The following is a 15776-nucleotide window of genomic DNA, read 5'->3' on the forward strand; positions in this document are numbered from 1 at the left end:
TTCCCCGTCGATCGTGACCAGCAGATGGCGAAAGCCGGATTCGGTCATGCGGCTTAGGGCCTCAAAGCACGGCGTGGCTGCATCAATGGCGGCAACCGGCGCGGACATGAGGGTTTCGACCGCAGCGGAAAGCCCGAGGCCCCGGGCCACGGCCCGGCGCAGGTCGCGGTCGGTGACGATGCCGATGACCGTTCCCGAAGCCTCGCGCACCACAACCGAGCCCACGGTGGCCTCTTCCATGATCCGGGCCGTCTGGCGCAAATCCGTGCCGCGCACCACGCCGACAACCCCCCGGGAGGCCACTTCGCCGGCCTGGCGGGTGAAGAGATAATCCCCGTCAGCGGTGTCGGCGGTGTCGGCGGTGCCGGCGGTGCCGGTGCCCTCTGCGGATGTGCGGCAGACCTGGCGGGCCAGACAGTTGTCAAAGTAGGCCCCGACCTGGGGGTTGCGGCCGGCCACGGCGGCAAACACACTCCCGGGCAGGCGCACCAGGAAGGTGTCGGCGGCAGCGGCCACCCGGCACCCGTCCGGGCATCCGGGCAGGGCTCCGGCCAGCCCGAAACACTCCCCCTCGCCGCGTGCATCCAATAGCCCCGGCCCGTCCTGGCCGGAGCCCACAAAGACCACCCCGCCCCGCTGGATGCAGCAGACCACCGGCTCAAGGGCATCGGGGTCGGCAATGGTCTCGCCTTCAAGATACAGGGCCACCCGGCCGGCTGCGGCCAATTCGGCCAGATCGGCCGGGGACAGCCGGTCAAAGGGCGGGGCCGTGGCCAGGAAGGCGGTCACGGCATCGGGTTGCAGGGACGGATCGGGCATGGTCATAGGCTCTCCGTCAGGTCAGACAATGCAGGCTGAAATGGTGTTCGAGGATGTCGCGCAAACGGCCGGCCGCCTTGAGGGCCGTTTCCAGGTCGGCCAGGGCGGCGGCGGAAAGATGCGACAAGACGATGCGGTTTTCCATGGCCCGGCCCTGTCGCCAGGCCTCGGCCTGGGCCGTAAGGCGCAGGGCCGAAACGATGCGAAGGGCCGTGCGCAAAGCCCCGGCCAGTTCCTCCCCGATCAAAGAGGCAGCAACCAGCCCATCCAGCCGGCCCAGGGTGTCGGGGGCGCACAGGCCGGCATCCAGAGCCAGGGCCTTTATGCCCAGGACAAGCGGATAGACGGCCGCAGCCTTGAGATCGACCACGCCGTGGCCAAGGCCAAAGAGTCCACTGGGCAGATGCCCGAAAAGAAGCGCCGGCGGACCAAAACGCAGGGCTTCCCGGGCCAGCCCCCGGGTCAGCAGGGTCGTCCCGGCTGCCCGTTGGCACAGATGGCCGGCGACGGCGGCAACCAGGGAGGCGTCCCCGGCCACGGGACGCAGGTCGGCCAGCAGGGAGACCGTCAAGACCGCCTCGGCATCGGGCCGGGCGGCGGCGGCGTCGATGCTTGCGAACCACTGCGCCACGGATTTCCGCCATTGGGGCGAGGCAGCCATGATCCCTTTGGGACACGGCGGCATGCCGGCCCCGGCCAATACCTCGGCCAGCCTTGCGGCATAGGCGGCAAAGGCCTGCTCGTCGCTGTTTGCCTCGGCGAGGATGAGGGCGTTGTCCTGGTCCGTGGCCAGAAACTGCTCCCGCCGGCCCTGACTGCCAAGCACGGCCAGGGCGAAGCAGCCGGGCGGATCGTCCGGACCATCCCGGGCCAGCTCGGAAGCCCGGACCAGAAAGGCGTCGTAGAGCCGGCTGGCCGCACGCCCAACGGCCAGGGCGTCGCTCCCGGGGCCGGCCTTGTCGGCAATGGCCGAGCGAATCCCTTCGAGCACCCGGCCAAGCCCGGCCGCATTGCCGGCCCGGCCGGTGGCGGTTTCCAGATCCCTGACGACAGCTTCCATGGTGACTCCCAGGTCTAGCAAACAACGCCAAAACGGGCCGGGGACACTCTCCCCGGCCCGTTAGGCAGGTTATTCCGCGCCCACGCCCAGGTAGTTGCGAATCTGCTGGGCAGCGTAGAGGGACTGGGCCTTGGCGTCAGGCACCAGCACCGAACCGAGCCAGCCGACCAGGAAGGCCAAGGGCATGGAGACCAGGGCCGGGTTTTTCCAGGGAAAGATCGGGGCGGCATTGCCGAGGATGTCCACCCAGACCGTGGGCGACAGGAGGATCAGGCCCACGGCGGCCACGGTGCCGGTGATGATGCTGGCGGCCGCGCCAAAGGTGCTCGTGCCTTTCCAGAGGATGGAGAGGAGAAGGGCCGGGAAGTTGGCGCTGGCGGCGATGGCAAAGGCCAGACCGACCATGAAGGCCACGTTTTGGCCTTTGAAGGCCAGTCCGAGCAGGATGGCGATGACGCCAAGGCCGACAGTCGCCCGCTTGGCCACCTTCATCTCGTTTTCCTCGGTCGAGCGCCCGGCCCGAAACACGTTGGCATAGAGGTCGTGGGACAGGGTGGTGGCCCCGGCCAGGGTCAGTCCGGCCACCACGGCCAGGATGGTGGCGAAGGCCACGGCCGCGATGAAGCCGAGGAACACCGTGCCGCCGGTCACTTCGGCCAGGAGCAGGGCCGCCATGTTGCCGCCGGCGTCCACCTTGGCCACCACGTCGCGGCCGACCAGCACCATGGCCGCAAAGCCGATGATGAAGGTGAGGATGTAGAAGTAGCCGATCAGTCCGGTGGCGTAGAACACGGATTTGCGGGCGGCCTTGGCGTCGGGCACGGTGTAAAAGCGCATGAGGATATGGGGCAGGCCGGCCGTGCCGAACATGAGCGCAATGCCAAGGGACACGGCGTCAAAGGGATTGGCCACCAGCCCGCCGGGATTGAGCACCTTGTCGCCGTAGGTGGCGGCAGCCGTCCTGAACAGCTCGGTGACGTCGAAGTGGAAATGGGAAAGGGCCATGACCACCATGACCGTGGCCCCGGCCAGCAGCAGCACGGCCTTGATGATCTGCACCCAGGTGGTGGCCAACATGCCGCCAAAGAGCACGTAGGAAATCATGACCGCGCCCACGATGATGATGGCGGTTTCATAGGGCAGGCCGAACATCATCTTGATGAGCGACCCCGAGCCCACCATCTGGGCGATCAGGTAAAAGCACACGGTTAAAAGCGAGCCGATGGAGGCGGCCACCCGGATGGGTTTCTGGGAAAGCCTGTAGGCCACCACGTCGGCGAAGGTGTATTTGCCGAGGTTTCGCAGCGGTTCGGCGATCAGAAACATGATGATGGGCCAGCCGACCAGGAAGCCTATGGAATAGATGAGGCCGTCGTAGCCCTTAAGCGACACCAACCCGGCGATGCCCAGGAAGGAGGCGGCGGACATGTAGTCGCCGGCCAGGGCCAGACCGTTTTGCCAACCCGTGACCGACCGGCCGGCGGCGTAGAACTGCGAGGCCGAACGGCTTTTGCGGGCAGCATAATAGGTGATGGCAAGGGTGCCCACGATAAAGACAAAAAAGAAAATGATGGAGGTGGCGTTTGGCTGGCCTATGGTGGTGGTGAACGTGTTCATCCCTGCTGCTCCCGCATGGCGTGTTTGATGGTGTGCACGGCGCTGTCGTAGTCGTCGTTGGCCCAGCGGACATAGAGGCCGGTGAGCACCCAGGAGGCGATGATGACGCCAAGGCCGACCGGGATGCCGAGTGTCAGGCGGTCGGTTATATGGGTGGCGAAGATGTCGGGCCGAAAGGCCAGGATGACGATGAAGCCATAGTAGATGGCGAGCATCAACGCAGTCAGGGTCAGGGAGACGGTCCAGCGTTTGCGCACAAGGGCGGTAAACAGGACGGCGTCGGGGACGGAGCCGGAGGCCGGGGCATGGTCTGGTTGCATGGTGTGCTCCTTGGTCGCCGGCGCGCGGGCCGGGCCGGGGTTGGTCCGGGGAGGGCGCGGGGTGCGCCGTCCGCCCCGTCCGATGGGGCCATCGGTGCGGGATAGGGCAGCAATAAGCGGCCCGCGCCGAATTGCCCCGCGAATTTCGGCGGACGGCGGCAATGGCCCCATGGAGGGCGAAAGGAGCAGAGACAGGGGGAGGTTGCCGTTTACCGGCGGGAAAGAACCGTTTGCCGGGGCAGACGGTTAGAGCGGCAGTTCGAGCTGCTTGGGGCGACGTTTTTCAGCAATGAGACGCTTGAGTTTCCTGGGAGAAACACCCACCCGGTAGGGCCACACGGGGCAGGCCTCTTTTTCGGTGCAACGGCGGATACCCTCGCGGTCACCCACGGTGCAGCGCAGGCAAAACCGCCGGATGACCCGCACCACGCGCACCCCGAAGCCTTCCGGGATCTCCTTGAGGCGCAGGGGGTGAAACGGGCAGGCCCGATCAACGCAGGCAGTCACGAGGCTGCGCTGCCCGCCCATGCAGGCACTGAGGCAATAGCGGCGCACGGCCTCGATGGCGGAAGGAATTTTGGCGGCGTCGCCCTGGCGCATAGAGCCTCGTTTGGTGGCGGCAGCCGTCTGCCGCCGCGGGAATTTCGCCCTTCCATAGTCCGGCCCGGCCAGGCTGGCAACCGCCGGGCCGGCCGTTTTCCCTAAAATAGGATCTTTCCCAGGCCAAGATCGACCAGGGCATAGACCGTGGCCAGCGCCCCGATGCCGGCAATGAGAACCGCGCCCACCAGGGGCAGCCACCGCGCTGCCCGCCCCAGGCTTCCCGAGGCTTCAAGCCCGGTCACGCCCCGCAGGCACAGCAAGCCGAAAAGGGTCAGCACCCCGGCCAGCCCCAGGCCAAAAGCTGCCGTCAGAGCCAGTCCAAGGGACGCGCGCCCCAGGGCAATGGACCCGAGCATCAGCGCCAGGGCCGAGGGGCACGGGGCGATGCCGCCGGAGACGCCGAGCACCAGGAGCGGACGCCAGCCAAAGCCGTCCGGCCCGGCGGCCGGGCCGCCACCGTGGCTGTGCCCTGCTCCGCCATGGCTATGAAAAGTCCCCCCGTGGCTGTGGCCGCCGTCGCCGTGCCCGTGGCCGGCCCGGCCCAGGCGGCGCACGGCCATGGCAGCGCCAACGCCGAGCATCCCCAGGCCCGAGGCCAGGGACAGCCAGGGGAAAAGCCGCTCCTGGTCCACCCGCCCGGCCGCCAGGAGCGCCACAGCACCCAGGGCGAACACGCCCAGGGTGTGGGTGACGGCCACGGTCAGCCCCAGCCAGACGGCGTGTCGCCAGGTGCCCCGGGAGCCGGCCAGATAGGCGCCGACGAGAGCCTTGCCATGGCCCGGGGTCAGGGCATGGGCCGCGCCCCAGGCCATGGCCGAAACCAATGCCCCGGCCAGGGCCAGCGGGCTGGCTGTTGGATCGCGCAAAAAGGCCTGCAGCCCTTCGCCGGCAGGCAGTACGGACAGCCCCGGCAGCCGGACCGGGCCGGTCCCGTCGCCCCAAAGCGCTCGCCAAAGGAGCAGGCCGCCGTATCCGGCAAAAGCCGCGCCGAGAAGCCCGCGCGCAAGCCCCCGACGCCCCCCGGCCAGCCGGGGAAGCCAGGCCGCCAGGACGGCGGTGACGATCAGGCCGGCGGCGGCAACACCCGGCACGAACTGCCAGCCGGCCCGGGAGGCGGCCCAATCCGCGCCGCTGCGCCAGCCAAGACCCGCGCCAATGGCCAGCAGACAGGCCGCCACACCCCGGAGGGACACGTCCGGCCAGCCGGCGGCCAGACAACCCGCGATAAAGAGTCCAAGCGCGACCACCCCACTCGCCCCGCGGGGAAAAGGCCAGTCGAGGCCGCCGAGACAGCCGGCAACCAGGGCCAGCGGCACCAGACACATGGCCAGACGCCCGGCCCGGGGTCCGGCTTGAGCCGCCAGAAAACCCATTCCCAGCAAGGGAATGCAATGTTCCGCCGAGGTCAAAGGATGCAACAGTCCGGCATAAAAATCCCCGACATCGGCGCTGACCATATGCGCCCAGGCCGGTCTGGCCCAGGCCGCCGTCAGGACAAGGGCGGCACCCACAGTCGATAAAAAGCGCTTGCCCATGGCTATCGCCCCAGCATGACGGCGGTTCGGGCGATGGTCAGCCAGGCCCCGGCCGAGCCGACCAGATAGGCCGGGCCATAGTCCAGCCAGCGCGGCCAGGAGACGCCCAGGCGGCGCACGGAGGCCACAAGCGCCAGCAGCGCCAGGACAAAGCCGAGCTGGCCGAGTTCAACGCCGACATTGAAGCCGACGAGGGTCGTGGCCAGGGCCTCCCGGGACAGCCCGAGCCCGGCCAGACCGCCGGCAAAGCCCAGGCCATGGAGCAGGCCGAAGGCAAAGGCGGCCAGATAGGGCCGGCGCACGGTCAGGCTGGTCTGGCCGCGCAGGCGGCACACGATTTCCGGGCCAAGAAAAAGAATGCTCAGGCCCACCGCGGCATTGACCGGTTCGGCCGGCACGGCAACAAGCCCGAAAACGGCCGCAGCCAGGGTCAGGCTGTGGGCCACGGTAAAAGCGGTGATGGTTTTGACGAGCATAAGCCGGGCCGGGGTCAGGCACAACAATCCCAGAATAAACAGCAGGTGGTCGATGCCGTAGGCGATGTGGCGCACTCCCAGAAGCACGGCGTCGGCAAAGGCCGCCCCGGTTGCTCCCTGGCCGGCCAGGAGCAGGCTGTCGAGGTTGGGGGTGACCACCGCACTGGATACGCTGCCGTCACGGCTGACCAGGCGCACCACCACCCCGGCCGTGGAGGCGTCGTGGCCGGCAAAGGTCAGGCGCTGGCCAACCAGCCCTCCCGGGGCAAAAATCCGCCAGGATTCCAGATGCCAGTCCGGCCAAGCCACCAGGAGCGGCGGCGTCAGCTGGCGCACGCCCTCGGGAAAACGGATGGCAAAGGGCAGGCGCTGGCCTTCGTACAGCGGTGTGCGCCAGAGCACGTCATAGGAGCCCGGCGACGTTTCCCGCAACTCCAGCACGGCCGGCCGGGTCTCGTGGGCCAGCGATGCGGCCGGTCCGGCCAGACTGAGCGCCAGCCCAAGCACCAGGGGAAAAAGCCGGAAAAGCCGCCTCATGGGGCACTCCCTTCAAGGGAGGAAGGCAAAACGACGGTATAGCGCGCCCGCATGGCGGCATAGGCCTGCCGCTGCTGTGCATCGCTCTCGGCCTGTTGCCAGGACGCTTCCACCGCCTCCCGGACCGTCTCGAAGGCCGGCGGCGGACCAGGGGTTGCCGCCTCGATGAAAACCAGATGCCACCCGCCCAGGGAAGGGACCGGCCCCTGCCAGGACCCGACCGGCAGGCGGGTTGCGGCGGCGGCAAAGGGCTGGCCGAACAGGGCCGCCAGTTCGTCCGGGGTCTGGTCTTGCAGCCGCACGGGAAACTCCGACGGGTCACCCAGGTTGCCGACGGCGGGATCGGATACGTCCCGGCCGGACAAGGCGTCTCGGGCCTGGATGGCCTCTTCCTTGGCTTGGCCGTTTCTGGCCCGGTCGGAGAAATAGAGCTGGGTCATGGTCAGTTCGGCCGGCACGGCGAAGCTCCCGGGGGAGGCTTCGTACAAGGCCCGCAGCGCATCCTCGGACGGTTTCGGCGGCGGCCCGGCCTCGGCTTCGGCGGCAGCCAGGGCGGCCAGACGACGGCGCACCAGAATGTCCTGGCGCTCCAGCCCGGCGGCCAGGGCCTCGCGAATAAGAACCTCCTCACGCACCTGCCCGTCCACCAGCCGGCGCAGTTCGTCCGGCGTCGGGGCGCGGCCCCACTGGATTTGCCACAGCCCGGCCAGCTGGCGCAGATCGTCGTCGGTGATGACAATACTCGTGGCAGCCGGCGGCGCGGCAACCGGACGCGTGAAGGCGTTTATGCCAAAGAGCAGTGCCCCGAGGCACACGAAATGCACCAGCGGCTCACGCACCACTCTGGCGCAAAAGGAGATAACAACCTGTCGATCCATGCCGGCAGATGGCCCGGTCCGGGGTGTTTTGGCAAGCCCGGCGTCACCCGGAATCGCCCAACCCGGCCAGGGTCAGGTACAGACCGTGGCGTCCTCGGTGGCCAGGAAGGGTGTTACCCGGCACTGGAACGAGAAGAAATAGGGGTAGTTGTCTTTGATATGGTCCAGATAATGGAGCCATTGGATAAGGATCTGGGAGTAGATGCGTTTGACGTCGAGACGCAAATGCTCAATGTCGCAGGCCGGCGCGCTGGCCAGATTGGGCCGGTGGGCCAGCTCTTCCTTGAGGTGAAAGACGGCCTGCAACAGCGAGGTGAAGGTCTCGTGCTCCAGGATGTTGGGATTTTCCAGCAGGCGCACCAGAAATTCCGAATTAGCACCCAGGAGGGTGTTGAGCGCCGGCAGGTCAATGGCGGCCATGTCCACGTCATAGTGGTACTTTTTCAGGGTTGCCTCAGCTTTCCTGAAATTCTCCTTGGTCCAGCGCAGGGACACGTCGAGATTGTCGCGCAGGACGCCAATGCCGGCGTCGGCCCGGATCAGCCGGCGCACCAGGGTGGAGCCGACCTGGCTGAAAAAAAGCCCGATGATCATGTCGATTTTTTCGGCCCGCACCTGTTTTTCCCGCCGTCCCAGGAACATTTCCACGGCAGCGGCCAGGATGCCGAAGAAGGTGCCGCCGCCGGACAGGATCAGCCCCATGGCCAGGAGCTTGCCCAGGGGGGTGACCGGATGGATGTCGCCGTAGCCGACGGTGGTGACCGTGACCACGCTGAAATAGAGGGCATCGAGGGCGGTCAGGCTCTCCACGTGCATGAAGCTCAGGGTGCCGACCAGCACCACGCCGAAAAAGACCGTGGCGAAGACGTAGAGGCGGGTGCGTTCCATGCTGGGTTGTCTCCGGAGGCCGTCATACAGCGGGAGGAGTCGCCCCTCCCGCCGTGTCGTTAAGCACGTTGGATCCCTTTTCCCGTCAAGCTCAAACACCAAATCGTCGACTTGGCCGCGCGGCCGGTCAATGCAAACAAACCCCAGATGGGTTTCCAAAGGGGCACTGCCCTTTGGCCGCCGGAGCAACGGTGTCGCGCGTCAAGCGTATGCTTCGGCTCTCCCGTTCAAAAACCGTCCGGACGAGCAGCCCACGCCAAGCCCCCCTCGAAGAACTTCTTCCGTTGGGGGGTCCGGGGGCCTCAGGCCCCCGGCCGCCGGAGGCATCTTCTGCCTTCTCTTCTCGCGCTTCCCTTATATCTCCCGACTGGCGTCCTTGGCCCGGATCTCGGCCCGCTTGATCTTGCCGCTGATGGTCTTGGGCAATTCCGGCACGAAGTCGATGATGCGCGGGTACTTGTACGGCGCGGTTTCCTTTTTCACGTGGTCCTGCAGCTCCTTGGCCAGCTCCGGCGAACCCACGTAGCCCGGGGCCAGGACAACGGTCGCCTTGACCGCCTGGCCGCGCACGGCATCGGGCACGCCGGTCACCGCCGCCTCGACCACGGCCTTGTGGGTAATGAGCGCGCTTTCCACCTCAAAGGGTCCGATGCGGTAGCCGCTGGACTTGATGAGATCATCGGTGCGCCCGAGGAACCAGTAATAGCCGTCCTCGTCCATCCAGGCCTTGTCGCCGGTGTGGTAGTAGCCGTTGACCATGGCGTTGGCGGTCTTTTCCGGCTCGAGCAGATAGCCGACAAAAAGCCCCAGGTTCTTGCCCTCTTCCAGACGCAGGCAGATTTCCCCTTCAACGCCCGGCGGACAAATCTTGCCTTCTTCGTCGAGGATGTCGACGTTCCAGCCCGGAGTCGGCCGGCCGATGGAGCCGGGTTTGGGCTTCATGCAGGGGAAGGTGGCGATCTGCAGGCAGGTCTCGGTCTGACCGTAGCCTTCGTAGATGGAAAGCCCGGTGATTTCCAGCCAGGAACGGTACACGCTGTCGTTTAACAGCTCGCCGGCCGTGGTGCAGTAGCGCAGGGCCGAGAGATCGTACTTCTTGAGGTCCTCGCGGATGAGAAAGCGGTAGACCGTGGGCGGGGCGCAAAAGGTCGTGACCTTGTGGGCGCTGATGATCTCAAGGAGCTCCGCCGGCACGAACTTGCCCCGGAAATCCCAGGTAAAGACCGTGGCCCCGGCCATCCACTGGCCGTAGAACTTGCCCCATACGGCCTTGCCCCAGCCGGTGTCGGCCAGGGTCAGATGGATGTCGCCCGGCTCCAGGTTGTGCCAGTAGACGCCGGTGGTCAGGTGCCCCAGCGGGTAGCCGTGGCTGTGCTCCACCATCTTGGGCATGCCGGTGGTTCCCGAGGAAAAGAAGATGAGCAGCGGATCGGCCCCGCCCGGAGCGTCGCAGGTGCGGGGAAAATCCTCGGCAGCCGCCGCCCGGATGGCCTCGTAATCGAGCCAGCCGGCCGGCAGGGGGGAGGTGCCGACCTGGATGCAGACCGTCAGGGTCGGGCAGGCCGCCCGGGCCGCCTCCACCCGGTCCGCCACGGAATCCTCGGCCACGATGGCCTTTATGCCGGCGTAGTTGACCCGGAAATCAATGTCGTGGGGGGTGAGCAGATTGGGCGAGGGCACGGGGATGGCCCCGAGCTTATGTAGGGCCAGCATGGTCACCCACCACTCCACCCGACGGTAGAGGATGACCATGACCTTGTCGCCCCTGGCCAAGCCGGCGGCCTTGAAGGCATTGGCCATGCGGGCGGATTCCTTGCTGAAATAGGCCAGATCGAAATCCCGGCGGGTTCCGTCCGGGCCGATATGGATCATGGCCGGCCGGGTGGGATCGACGGCCGCTTCGGCGTCGAGGAAATCGAAGGCAAAATTATAGTTCTCAGGCACGGAGACGGAAAAGGTCTCCACCAGCTCACGGTAGGTCTTGGGTCGCAGTTTGGCGACGGGCATCGCGGTCTCCAGGGATGGCAAGGGGTTAGATGATCACGTCCAGAAACTCGGCCGGCTCGTTGTCCAGCCCCCGCATGGCGTGGGGGGTGCGCGAGGAAATATACAGGCTGTCGTGGGGGGTGAGCGTCACCACATCGTCGCCCAGGCGCACTTCCAGCCGGCCGCGCAGCATGTAGATGAATTCCTCGCCCAGGTGCCGGTTAAATTCCAGTTCCGACTCCTCCTTGGGCGGCACCGTGACCAGGAACGGCTCCATGTGGGGCTTGTGGAAACGGTAGGCCAGGGCCTGGTACTTGTAGGCCTTGCGCCGGTCCACATTCAGGCCCTGGCCGTCGCGGACCAGCGAATAGGCCTGCAGGTGGGCGTCGTCGCCGGTCAAAAGCGCCGTCAGGTCGGCCCCGCAGACCTTGGCGACTTCATAGAGGTAGCTGACGGGTATTTCCTTGCCGCCGGTTTCATAGTCCACGACGTCGGTTGGCGATACGCCGGTGGCCTGCGCCACGGCCTCGGCCGTCAGTCCCGTGGCCTCGCGCAGGCCGCGAAGGCGCATGGCGATCTCTTGGACCGGCCCGATCTCCTTGCTCATGGGGTTCCCCTTGCCTGGTGCGTTTGAGTTGCGAAATAGTTGCACCCGTCTTTTCGCATGGAAGGCAGGCTTGTCAATTTGTTCTTTCCGACCTGCCCCGTCGGGAAAAACGGCTGGAATTCCGAAGCGTCATGTGCTAGGCAGGCTCACTTATCGGGGCATGTCCTTTCTCGCCCCGCCCCACCATATTTCTTCAACGAGGTAGCCATGAGCGTCAAAAAGCTTGGTGATCGCATCCGCACCTATCGGGAACGGCAGGAACTCTCCCGCGAGGAGCTGTCCAATCGTACAGGCCTCACGGTCGAGTTTCTAACCGCCCTCGAAGAAGAGGACGTCACCCCGTCGCTTGGCCCCCTCCTCAAGATCGCCCTGGCCCTGGGCCAGCGCCTGGGCACGTTCATGGACGACGCTATTGACAGCGACATCTGCCTGACCTGCCGGGTCGAGCGCGGCGAAGACGATGCCGTGCTGCGAAAGGCCCGGGGCAAACGGGCTGCGTTTCGCTACCACTCCCTGGGCGCGGCCAAGACCGACCGCCATATGGAGCCGTTTTTCATCGAAATCTACCCTGACGACGATGCGTCCGGCGAAAAACCCCTGTCCTCCCACGAGGGCGAAGAATTCATCGTGGTCGTTTCCGGCGAACTGGAAGTCATTGTCGGGCCGGACCGCCATGTCCTGGCTGCCGGAGATTCCGTCTATTTCAACTCGGTGGTGCCCCATTACGTGGGCTGCGGCAATGCGCCCAGGACCGACATTTACGCGGTCCTCTACATCCCGCAATAAACAAGGAGCCGCCCATGACCTTCGTGCCTCCCTTGCGCGACCTCACCCTGGGGCAGCTCTTAAACGAGACGGCTTCCAAGTTCCCGGACCAGGACGCCGTGGTCTACGTTGACCGCGACTACCGCCTGACCTGGCAGCAGTTCGACGAACTCACCGACGAACTGGCCAAGGGCCTCATGGCCCTTGGCATCAAGAAAGGCGAAAAAGTCGGGGTCTGGGCCACCAACGTGCCCTTCTGGGTGGCGCTCATGTTTGCCACGGCCAAGATGGGAGCCATCCTGCTCACCGTCAACACGGCCTACAAACGCAATGAACTCAAATACCTGCTGACCAACTCCGAAGCCGACAACCTGTTTATCATAAACGGCTTTCGCGACTCGGACTATATCGAGATCCTCTACGATCTGGCCCCGGAGCTGCGCACCATGCAGCGCGGAGCGATCAAGAGCGAGACCTTCCCGCACTTAAAGCGCGTCTGCTTCCTTGGTGTGGAAAAGCATCGCGGCATGTACTCCATCCCGGAGATCATCGGGCTGGCCCGCACCATCTCCGACGAGCAGTTCAAGGCCCGGCAGGCCACGCTCTCCTGCCACGACGTGGTGAACATGCAGTACACCTCGGGAACCACCGGCTTTCCCAAGGGCGTCATGCTCAGCCACCACAACATCTTGAACAACGGCTATTCCATCGGCCAGCGCCAGCGGTTCACCAACAAGGACAAGCTTCTTATCCATGTGCCGCTGTTCCACTGTTTTGGCTGCGTCCTCGGCGTCATGGCCTGCCTGAACCATGGCACCACCATGGTCTTTACCGAGGTCTTCGATCCGGTCAAATCCATGATGTCCATCGAGCAGGAAAAGTGCACGGCCGTCTACGGCGTGCCGACCATGTTCATTGCCATGCTGGAACATCCGCTGTTTCCGAAGTTCGACTTCTCCTCGCTTCGCACCGGCATCATGGCCGGTTCGGTCTGCCCGGTGCAGACCATGCGGCAGGTGACCGAGAAGATGTACATGAAGCAGATAACCAGCGTGTACGGCCTGACCGAAAGCTCGCCAGGCATGACCCAGTCCGATGTGGATGATCCGTACCACTACCGGGTCGAGAGCGTGGGCAAGGCCTTCCCCCATGTCGAGGTCAAGGTGCTTGACCCCGAAACCAACCAGGAAGTGGCCCGCGGCAAGCAGGGCGAAGTGTGCTGTCGCGGCTACAATGCCATGAAGGGCTATTACAACAACCCCGAAGCCACGGCCAAGTGCATCGACGAAAACGGCTGGCTGCATTCCGGTGACCTCGGCGTCATGGACGAGAACGGCTTCGTGGTCATCACCGGCCGCATCAAGGACATGATCATCCGGGGCGGGGAGAACATCTATCCGCGCGAAATCGAGGAATTCCTCTACACCATGCCGGGCATTGCCGATGTGCAGGTGGCGGGCGTGGCCAGCCGCAAGTACGGCGAGGAAGTCGGGGCGTTTATCATCCTGCGAAAGGATGCGGCCATAGCCCCCGAGGACGTGCGCGACTTCTGCCGGGGCCAGATCGCCTGGCACAAGATTCCCAAGTACATCGCCTTTGTCGATCAATTCCCGCTGACCACCAGCGGCAAGGTCCAGAAGTACAAGCTGCGGGAACTCGGGGCCAAACTCTTCCCCGAAGCCATGCGCTAAGCCGTCCCGGAAACCCAACCGCTTCCAGATCCGGCAAACACCAGTCGCCCGGGGATGCGTTTTTTCGACGCATCCCCGGGCGACTGTCTTTGCGGCCGGCTGCCGCCCCTGCAGCCTGGCCCGATTTTCGATCTCACTCCAGGCGACCGGCCTTTGTCCGGGCCATCCTCCACCAGGAACTGCCGGGCCGGCGGATGGCGAAGACGGCCGAATGCTTATCCAAGCAGGATATTGCGGGCCGTCTCGTCCTGGATGTCGGTGATAAAGGGGATCTGCGTCTCCCGCTCGGTCTCGCGATTGCCCGAGGCGATGTCGCGCCGGTCGATCTGGGCGACGCTGAACTTGCGCGCCCCGGCCAGCAACTGCTGCAGGCCGGCCCCGAGCTTGTCGGCCAGGGTGCAGATGGCGATGGCGCCGTAGGGGATGTTCTCCATTTCCCTGGCCCCGAGCTTGCGCTTGACGTCGGCGTAGCCGGCAAAAAGCTCGCTTGCCGTGTCGCCGATATCCTTGACGGTCTTTGGCAGGGCGTCCCAGTTGCCGTTGACGGCGGCCCGGCGCTCGGGGTGCAAGGCCCCCTCGATATTGGAGCCCAGAAATCCCGGGATCATGACGGCCCGGCCCATGCAGATGAGCTTGGCATGGGGCGCGCCCAGGGCCAGGGCCTTAAAGATGTGGTCCTCCCGGGCAAAGCCGCCGGCAAAGGACAGGTCCACCACCTTGTGCCCGCGCGAAGCGAGCAGCGAGGCATACTCGGCCGCCTTGGCATGGAGCAGGATGGACGGCACGCCCCAGGTTTCCATCATGTTCCAGGGGCTCATGCCGGTGCCGCCGCCGGAACCGTCGATGGTGAGCAGGTCGAGGCCGGCGTCTGTGGCGTAACGCATGGCCATGGCCAGGGCTTCCATGCCGTAGGCCCCGGTTTTAAGCGAAATGTTGCGGTAGCCAAGGTTGCGCAGGCAGGCCACATTGGCCATGAAGGTGTCCTGCACCGCCGCTTCGCTTGGCAGATCGGTGTAGCCGAGCCTGGAGTGGCGGGCGAAGCCCTTGACGGCTCCGGCGGCAAAGGCCTCCCTGACCGCCTCGATTTCCGGGTCCGGGTCCACGAGATAGCCGCGCTGTTTGAGAAACAGGGCATAGTCCAGGCTGGTCACCTCGATCTCGCCGCCGATGTTTTTCGCCCCCTGCCCCCACTTGAGTTCGATGACGACCTTGTCGCCGTATTTGTCGATGACGTATTGGGCCACGCCATTTCGGGCATCCTCGACATTGAGCTGGACGATGATGGCTCCGTAGCCGTCAAAGTACTTGAGATAGCCGGTAATGCGGCGGTCGAGTTCCGGCGCGGCGAGCACCTTGCCGTTTTGGATCACCGCCTGCCGGTCGACGCCAACCACGTTCTCGCCAACCACAATGGGGAGGCCGGCCAGGGCGCAGCCGATGGCGAAGGAGTCCCAGTATTTGGCGGCGATAAAAGTGGAGCCAAGGGCCCCGGTCATGAGCGGCAGACGGGCTTTAAGGCCATTGCCGAAGGCGCTTTCCAGATTGACGTTGGTAAACAGGCAGTCATCGGCGCTCTTGGTGCGGCCGGCGGCCACGCCCACGGCTCCGTAATTGGCGCCCTGGATGCGCAGGGCGTTGTAGTTGACGCCCACATGGCAGGTGTTGCCGCTGCCGGCTGTTACCCCGCCAAAGTCCCGGGGATAGAGCATGGCCCGGCCCTTGAGGCTGGACAGCCAGGTTTCGCATTTGCCGGCGCAGTCCGCCCGGCACAGGGTACATAGGCCGGATTCGGCAATGTTGCCGCGGTTGGCCGTCCCGAGGACGTCGTTGGTCTTGGACAAGTTGCGCATCGTTTCTCCTGGACAGATCGTGTAAAGGACGAAAATCCCTCAAAATACACAAAACAAGTCCAGGTTTGTCCATGGGTGGTTGCCCTGGATATCCGGGAGAACTTCCCGATTTGCGCCGCCGGCCCGGGCACCGTTTTTTCGACG

The 15776-nt window shown here is 65.4% G+C and carries 14 protein-coding genes; 2 read left to right on the forward strand and 12 right to left on the reverse strand.

Annotated elements, in window-relative coordinates:
- The 11 genes from DVDV_RS10280 to DVDV_RS10330 form a co-directional block, all read right to left on the reverse strand.
- The coding region (locus DVDV_RS10280; protein WP_139311587.1) for a CBS domain-containing protein at positions 1–825 on the reverse strand (825 nt) is incomplete at its 3' end.
- Between the two features lie 10 nt (positions 826–835).
- Positions 836–1879: a DUF294 nucleotidyltransferase-like domain-containing protein gene (locus DVDV_RS10285; protein WP_075354583.1), complete on the reverse strand. Its 1044-nt coding sequence runs from the start codon at positions 1877–1879 to the stop codon at positions 836–838.
- Positions 1880–1948: 69 nt separating this feature from the next.
- Positions 1949–3496, reverse strand: coding sequence for a cation/acetate symporter ActP (actP, locus tag DVDV_RS10290; RefSeq protein WP_075354584.1), 1548 nt, complete (start codon positions 3494–3496; stop codon positions 1949–1951).
- A complete protein-coding gene (locus DVDV_RS10295; protein ID WP_075354585.1) occupies positions 3493–3816 on the reverse strand; it encodes a DUF485 domain-containing protein in 324 nt (107 codons plus the stop codon). Before DVDV_RS10295 ends, actP begins: the two co-directional genes overlap by 4 nt.
- A gap of 246 nt (positions 3817–4062) precedes the next feature.
- On the reverse strand, positions 4063–4416 hold the full coding sequence (locus DVDV_RS10300) for a hypothetical protein (protein WP_075354586.1): 354 nt from the start codon (positions 4414–4416) through the stop codon (positions 4063–4065).
- 101 nt (positions 4417–4517) lie between these two features.
- Complete coding sequence (locus DVDV_RS10305) at positions 4518–5954, reverse strand: HupE/UreJ family protein (protein ID WP_075354587.1); 1437 nt, start codon at positions 5952–5954, stop codon at positions 4518–4520.
- 2 nt (positions 5955–5956) lie between these two features.
- Complete coding sequence (locus DVDV_RS10310; RefSeq protein ID WP_075354588.1) at positions 5957–6967, reverse strand: HupE/UreJ family protein; 1011 nt, start codon at positions 6965–6967, stop codon at positions 5957–5959.
- Positions 6964–7845, reverse strand: a complete 882-nt coding sequence (locus tag DVDV_RS10315; RefSeq protein ID WP_075354589.1) for a peptidyl-prolyl cis-trans isomerase — start codon at positions 7843–7845, stop codon at positions 6964–6966. The genes DVDV_RS10310 and DVDV_RS10315 overlap by 4 nt, the downstream gene beginning before the upstream one ends.
- Before the next feature lie 72 nt (positions 7846–7917).
- A complete protein-coding gene (locus tag DVDV_RS10320; protein WP_075354590.1) occupies positions 7918–8733 on the reverse strand; it encodes a potassium channel family protein in 816 nt (271 codons plus the stop codon).
- A 354-nt stretch (positions 8734–9087) separates the two neighbouring features.
- Positions 9088–10740 (reverse strand): AMP-binding protein, encoded by a 1653-nt coding sequence (locus tag DVDV_RS10325; RefSeq protein WP_075354591.1) that lies wholly within the window; start codon positions 10738–10740, stop codon positions 9088–9090.
- Between the two features lie 25 nt (positions 10741–10765).
- Positions 10766–11326: a helix-turn-helix domain-containing protein gene (locus tag DVDV_RS10330; RefSeq protein ID WP_075354592.1), complete on the reverse strand. Its 561-nt coding sequence runs from the start codon at positions 11324–11326 to the stop codon at positions 10766–10768.
- Positions 11327–11533: 207 nt separating this feature from the next.
- On the opposite strand from DVDV_RS10330, the gene DVDV_RS10335 reads away from it, so the two are divergent.
- Both DVDV_RS10335 and DVDV_RS10340 read left to right on the forward strand, forming a co-directional pair.
- Positions 11534–12112: a helix-turn-helix domain-containing protein gene (locus DVDV_RS10335; protein WP_075354593.1), complete on the forward strand. Its 579-nt coding sequence runs from the start codon at positions 11534–11536 to the stop codon at positions 12110–12112.
- A gap of 14 nt (positions 12113–12126) precedes the next feature.
- Positions 12127–13782 carry an AMP-binding protein gene (locus DVDV_RS10340; RefSeq protein ID WP_075354594.1) on the forward strand — a complete coding sequence of 552 codons (1656 nt, stop codon included), beginning with the start codon at positions 12127–12129 and terminating at the stop codon, positions 13780–13782.
- A gap of 215 nt (positions 13783–13997) precedes the next feature.
- On the opposite strand, the gene DVDV_RS10345 is transcribed toward DVDV_RS10340, so the two are convergent.
- A complete protein-coding gene (locus DVDV_RS10345) occupies positions 13998–15632 on the reverse strand; it encodes a glutamate synthase-related protein (RefSeq protein WP_075354595.1) in 1635 nt (544 codons plus the stop codon).
- Positions 15633–15776 lie beyond the last annotated feature (144 nt).

Origin of the sequence: Desulfovibrio sp. DV (assembly GCF_001936595.1) — a bacterium.
Taxonomy (GTDB): Bacteria; Desulfobacterota; Desulfovibrionia; order Desulfovibrionales; family Desulfovibrionaceae; genus Solidesulfovibrio.

Bases quoted from the DNA above. Each gene is read 5' to 3' on its own strand.
- DVDV_RS10320 (WP_075354590.1), bottom strand. From the start codon at position 8,733: ATGGAACGCACCCGCCTCTACGTCTTCGCCACGGTCTTTTTCGGCGTG.
- DVDV_RS10340 (WP_075354594.1), top strand. From the start codon at position 12,127: ATGACCTTCGTGCCTCCCTTGCGCGACCTCACCCTGGGGCAGCTCTTA.
- DVDV_RS10300 (WP_075354586.1), bottom strand. From the start codon at position 4,416: ATGCGCCAGGGCGACGCCGCCAAAATTCCTTCCGCCATCGAGGCCGTG.
- DVDV_RS10310 (WP_075354588.1), bottom strand. From the start codon at position 6,967: ATGAGGCGGCTTTTCCGGCTTTTTCCCCTGGTGCTTGGGCTGGCGCTC.
- DVDV_RS10330 (WP_075354592.1), bottom strand. From the start codon at position 11,326: ATGAGCAAGGAGATCGGGCCGGTCCAAGAGATCGCCATGCGCCTTCGC.
- DVDV_RS10335 (WP_075354593.1), top strand. From the start codon at position 11,534: ATGAGCGTCAAAAAGCTTGGTGATCGCATCCGCACCTATCGGGAACGG.
- DVDV_RS10315 (WP_075354589.1), bottom strand. From the start codon at position 7,845: ATGGATCGACAGGTTGTTATCTCCTTTTGCGCCAGAGTGGTGCGTGAG.
- actP (WP_075354584.1), bottom strand. From the start codon at position 3,496: ATGAACACGTTCACCACCACCATAGGCCAGCCAAACGCCACCTCCATC.
- DVDV_RS10285 (WP_075354583.1), bottom strand. From the start codon at position 1,879: ATGGAAGCTGTCGTCAGGGATCTGGAAACCGCCACCGGCCGGGCCGGC.
- DVDV_RS10295 (WP_075354585.1), bottom strand. From the start codon at position 3,816: ATGCAACCAGACCATGCCCCGGCCTCCGGCTCCGTCCCCGACGCCGTC.
- DVDV_RS10345 (WP_075354595.1), bottom strand. From the start codon at position 15,632: ATGCGCAACTTGTCCAAGACCAACGACGTCCTCGGGACGGCCAACCGC.
- DVDV_RS10305 (WP_075354587.1), bottom strand. From the start codon at position 5,954: ATGGGCAAGCGCTTTTTATCGACTGTGGGTGCCGCCCTTGTCCTGACG.
- DVDV_RS10325 (WP_075354591.1), bottom strand. From the start codon at position 10,740: ATGCCCGTCGCCAAACTGCGACCCAAGACCTACCGTGAGCTGGTGGAG.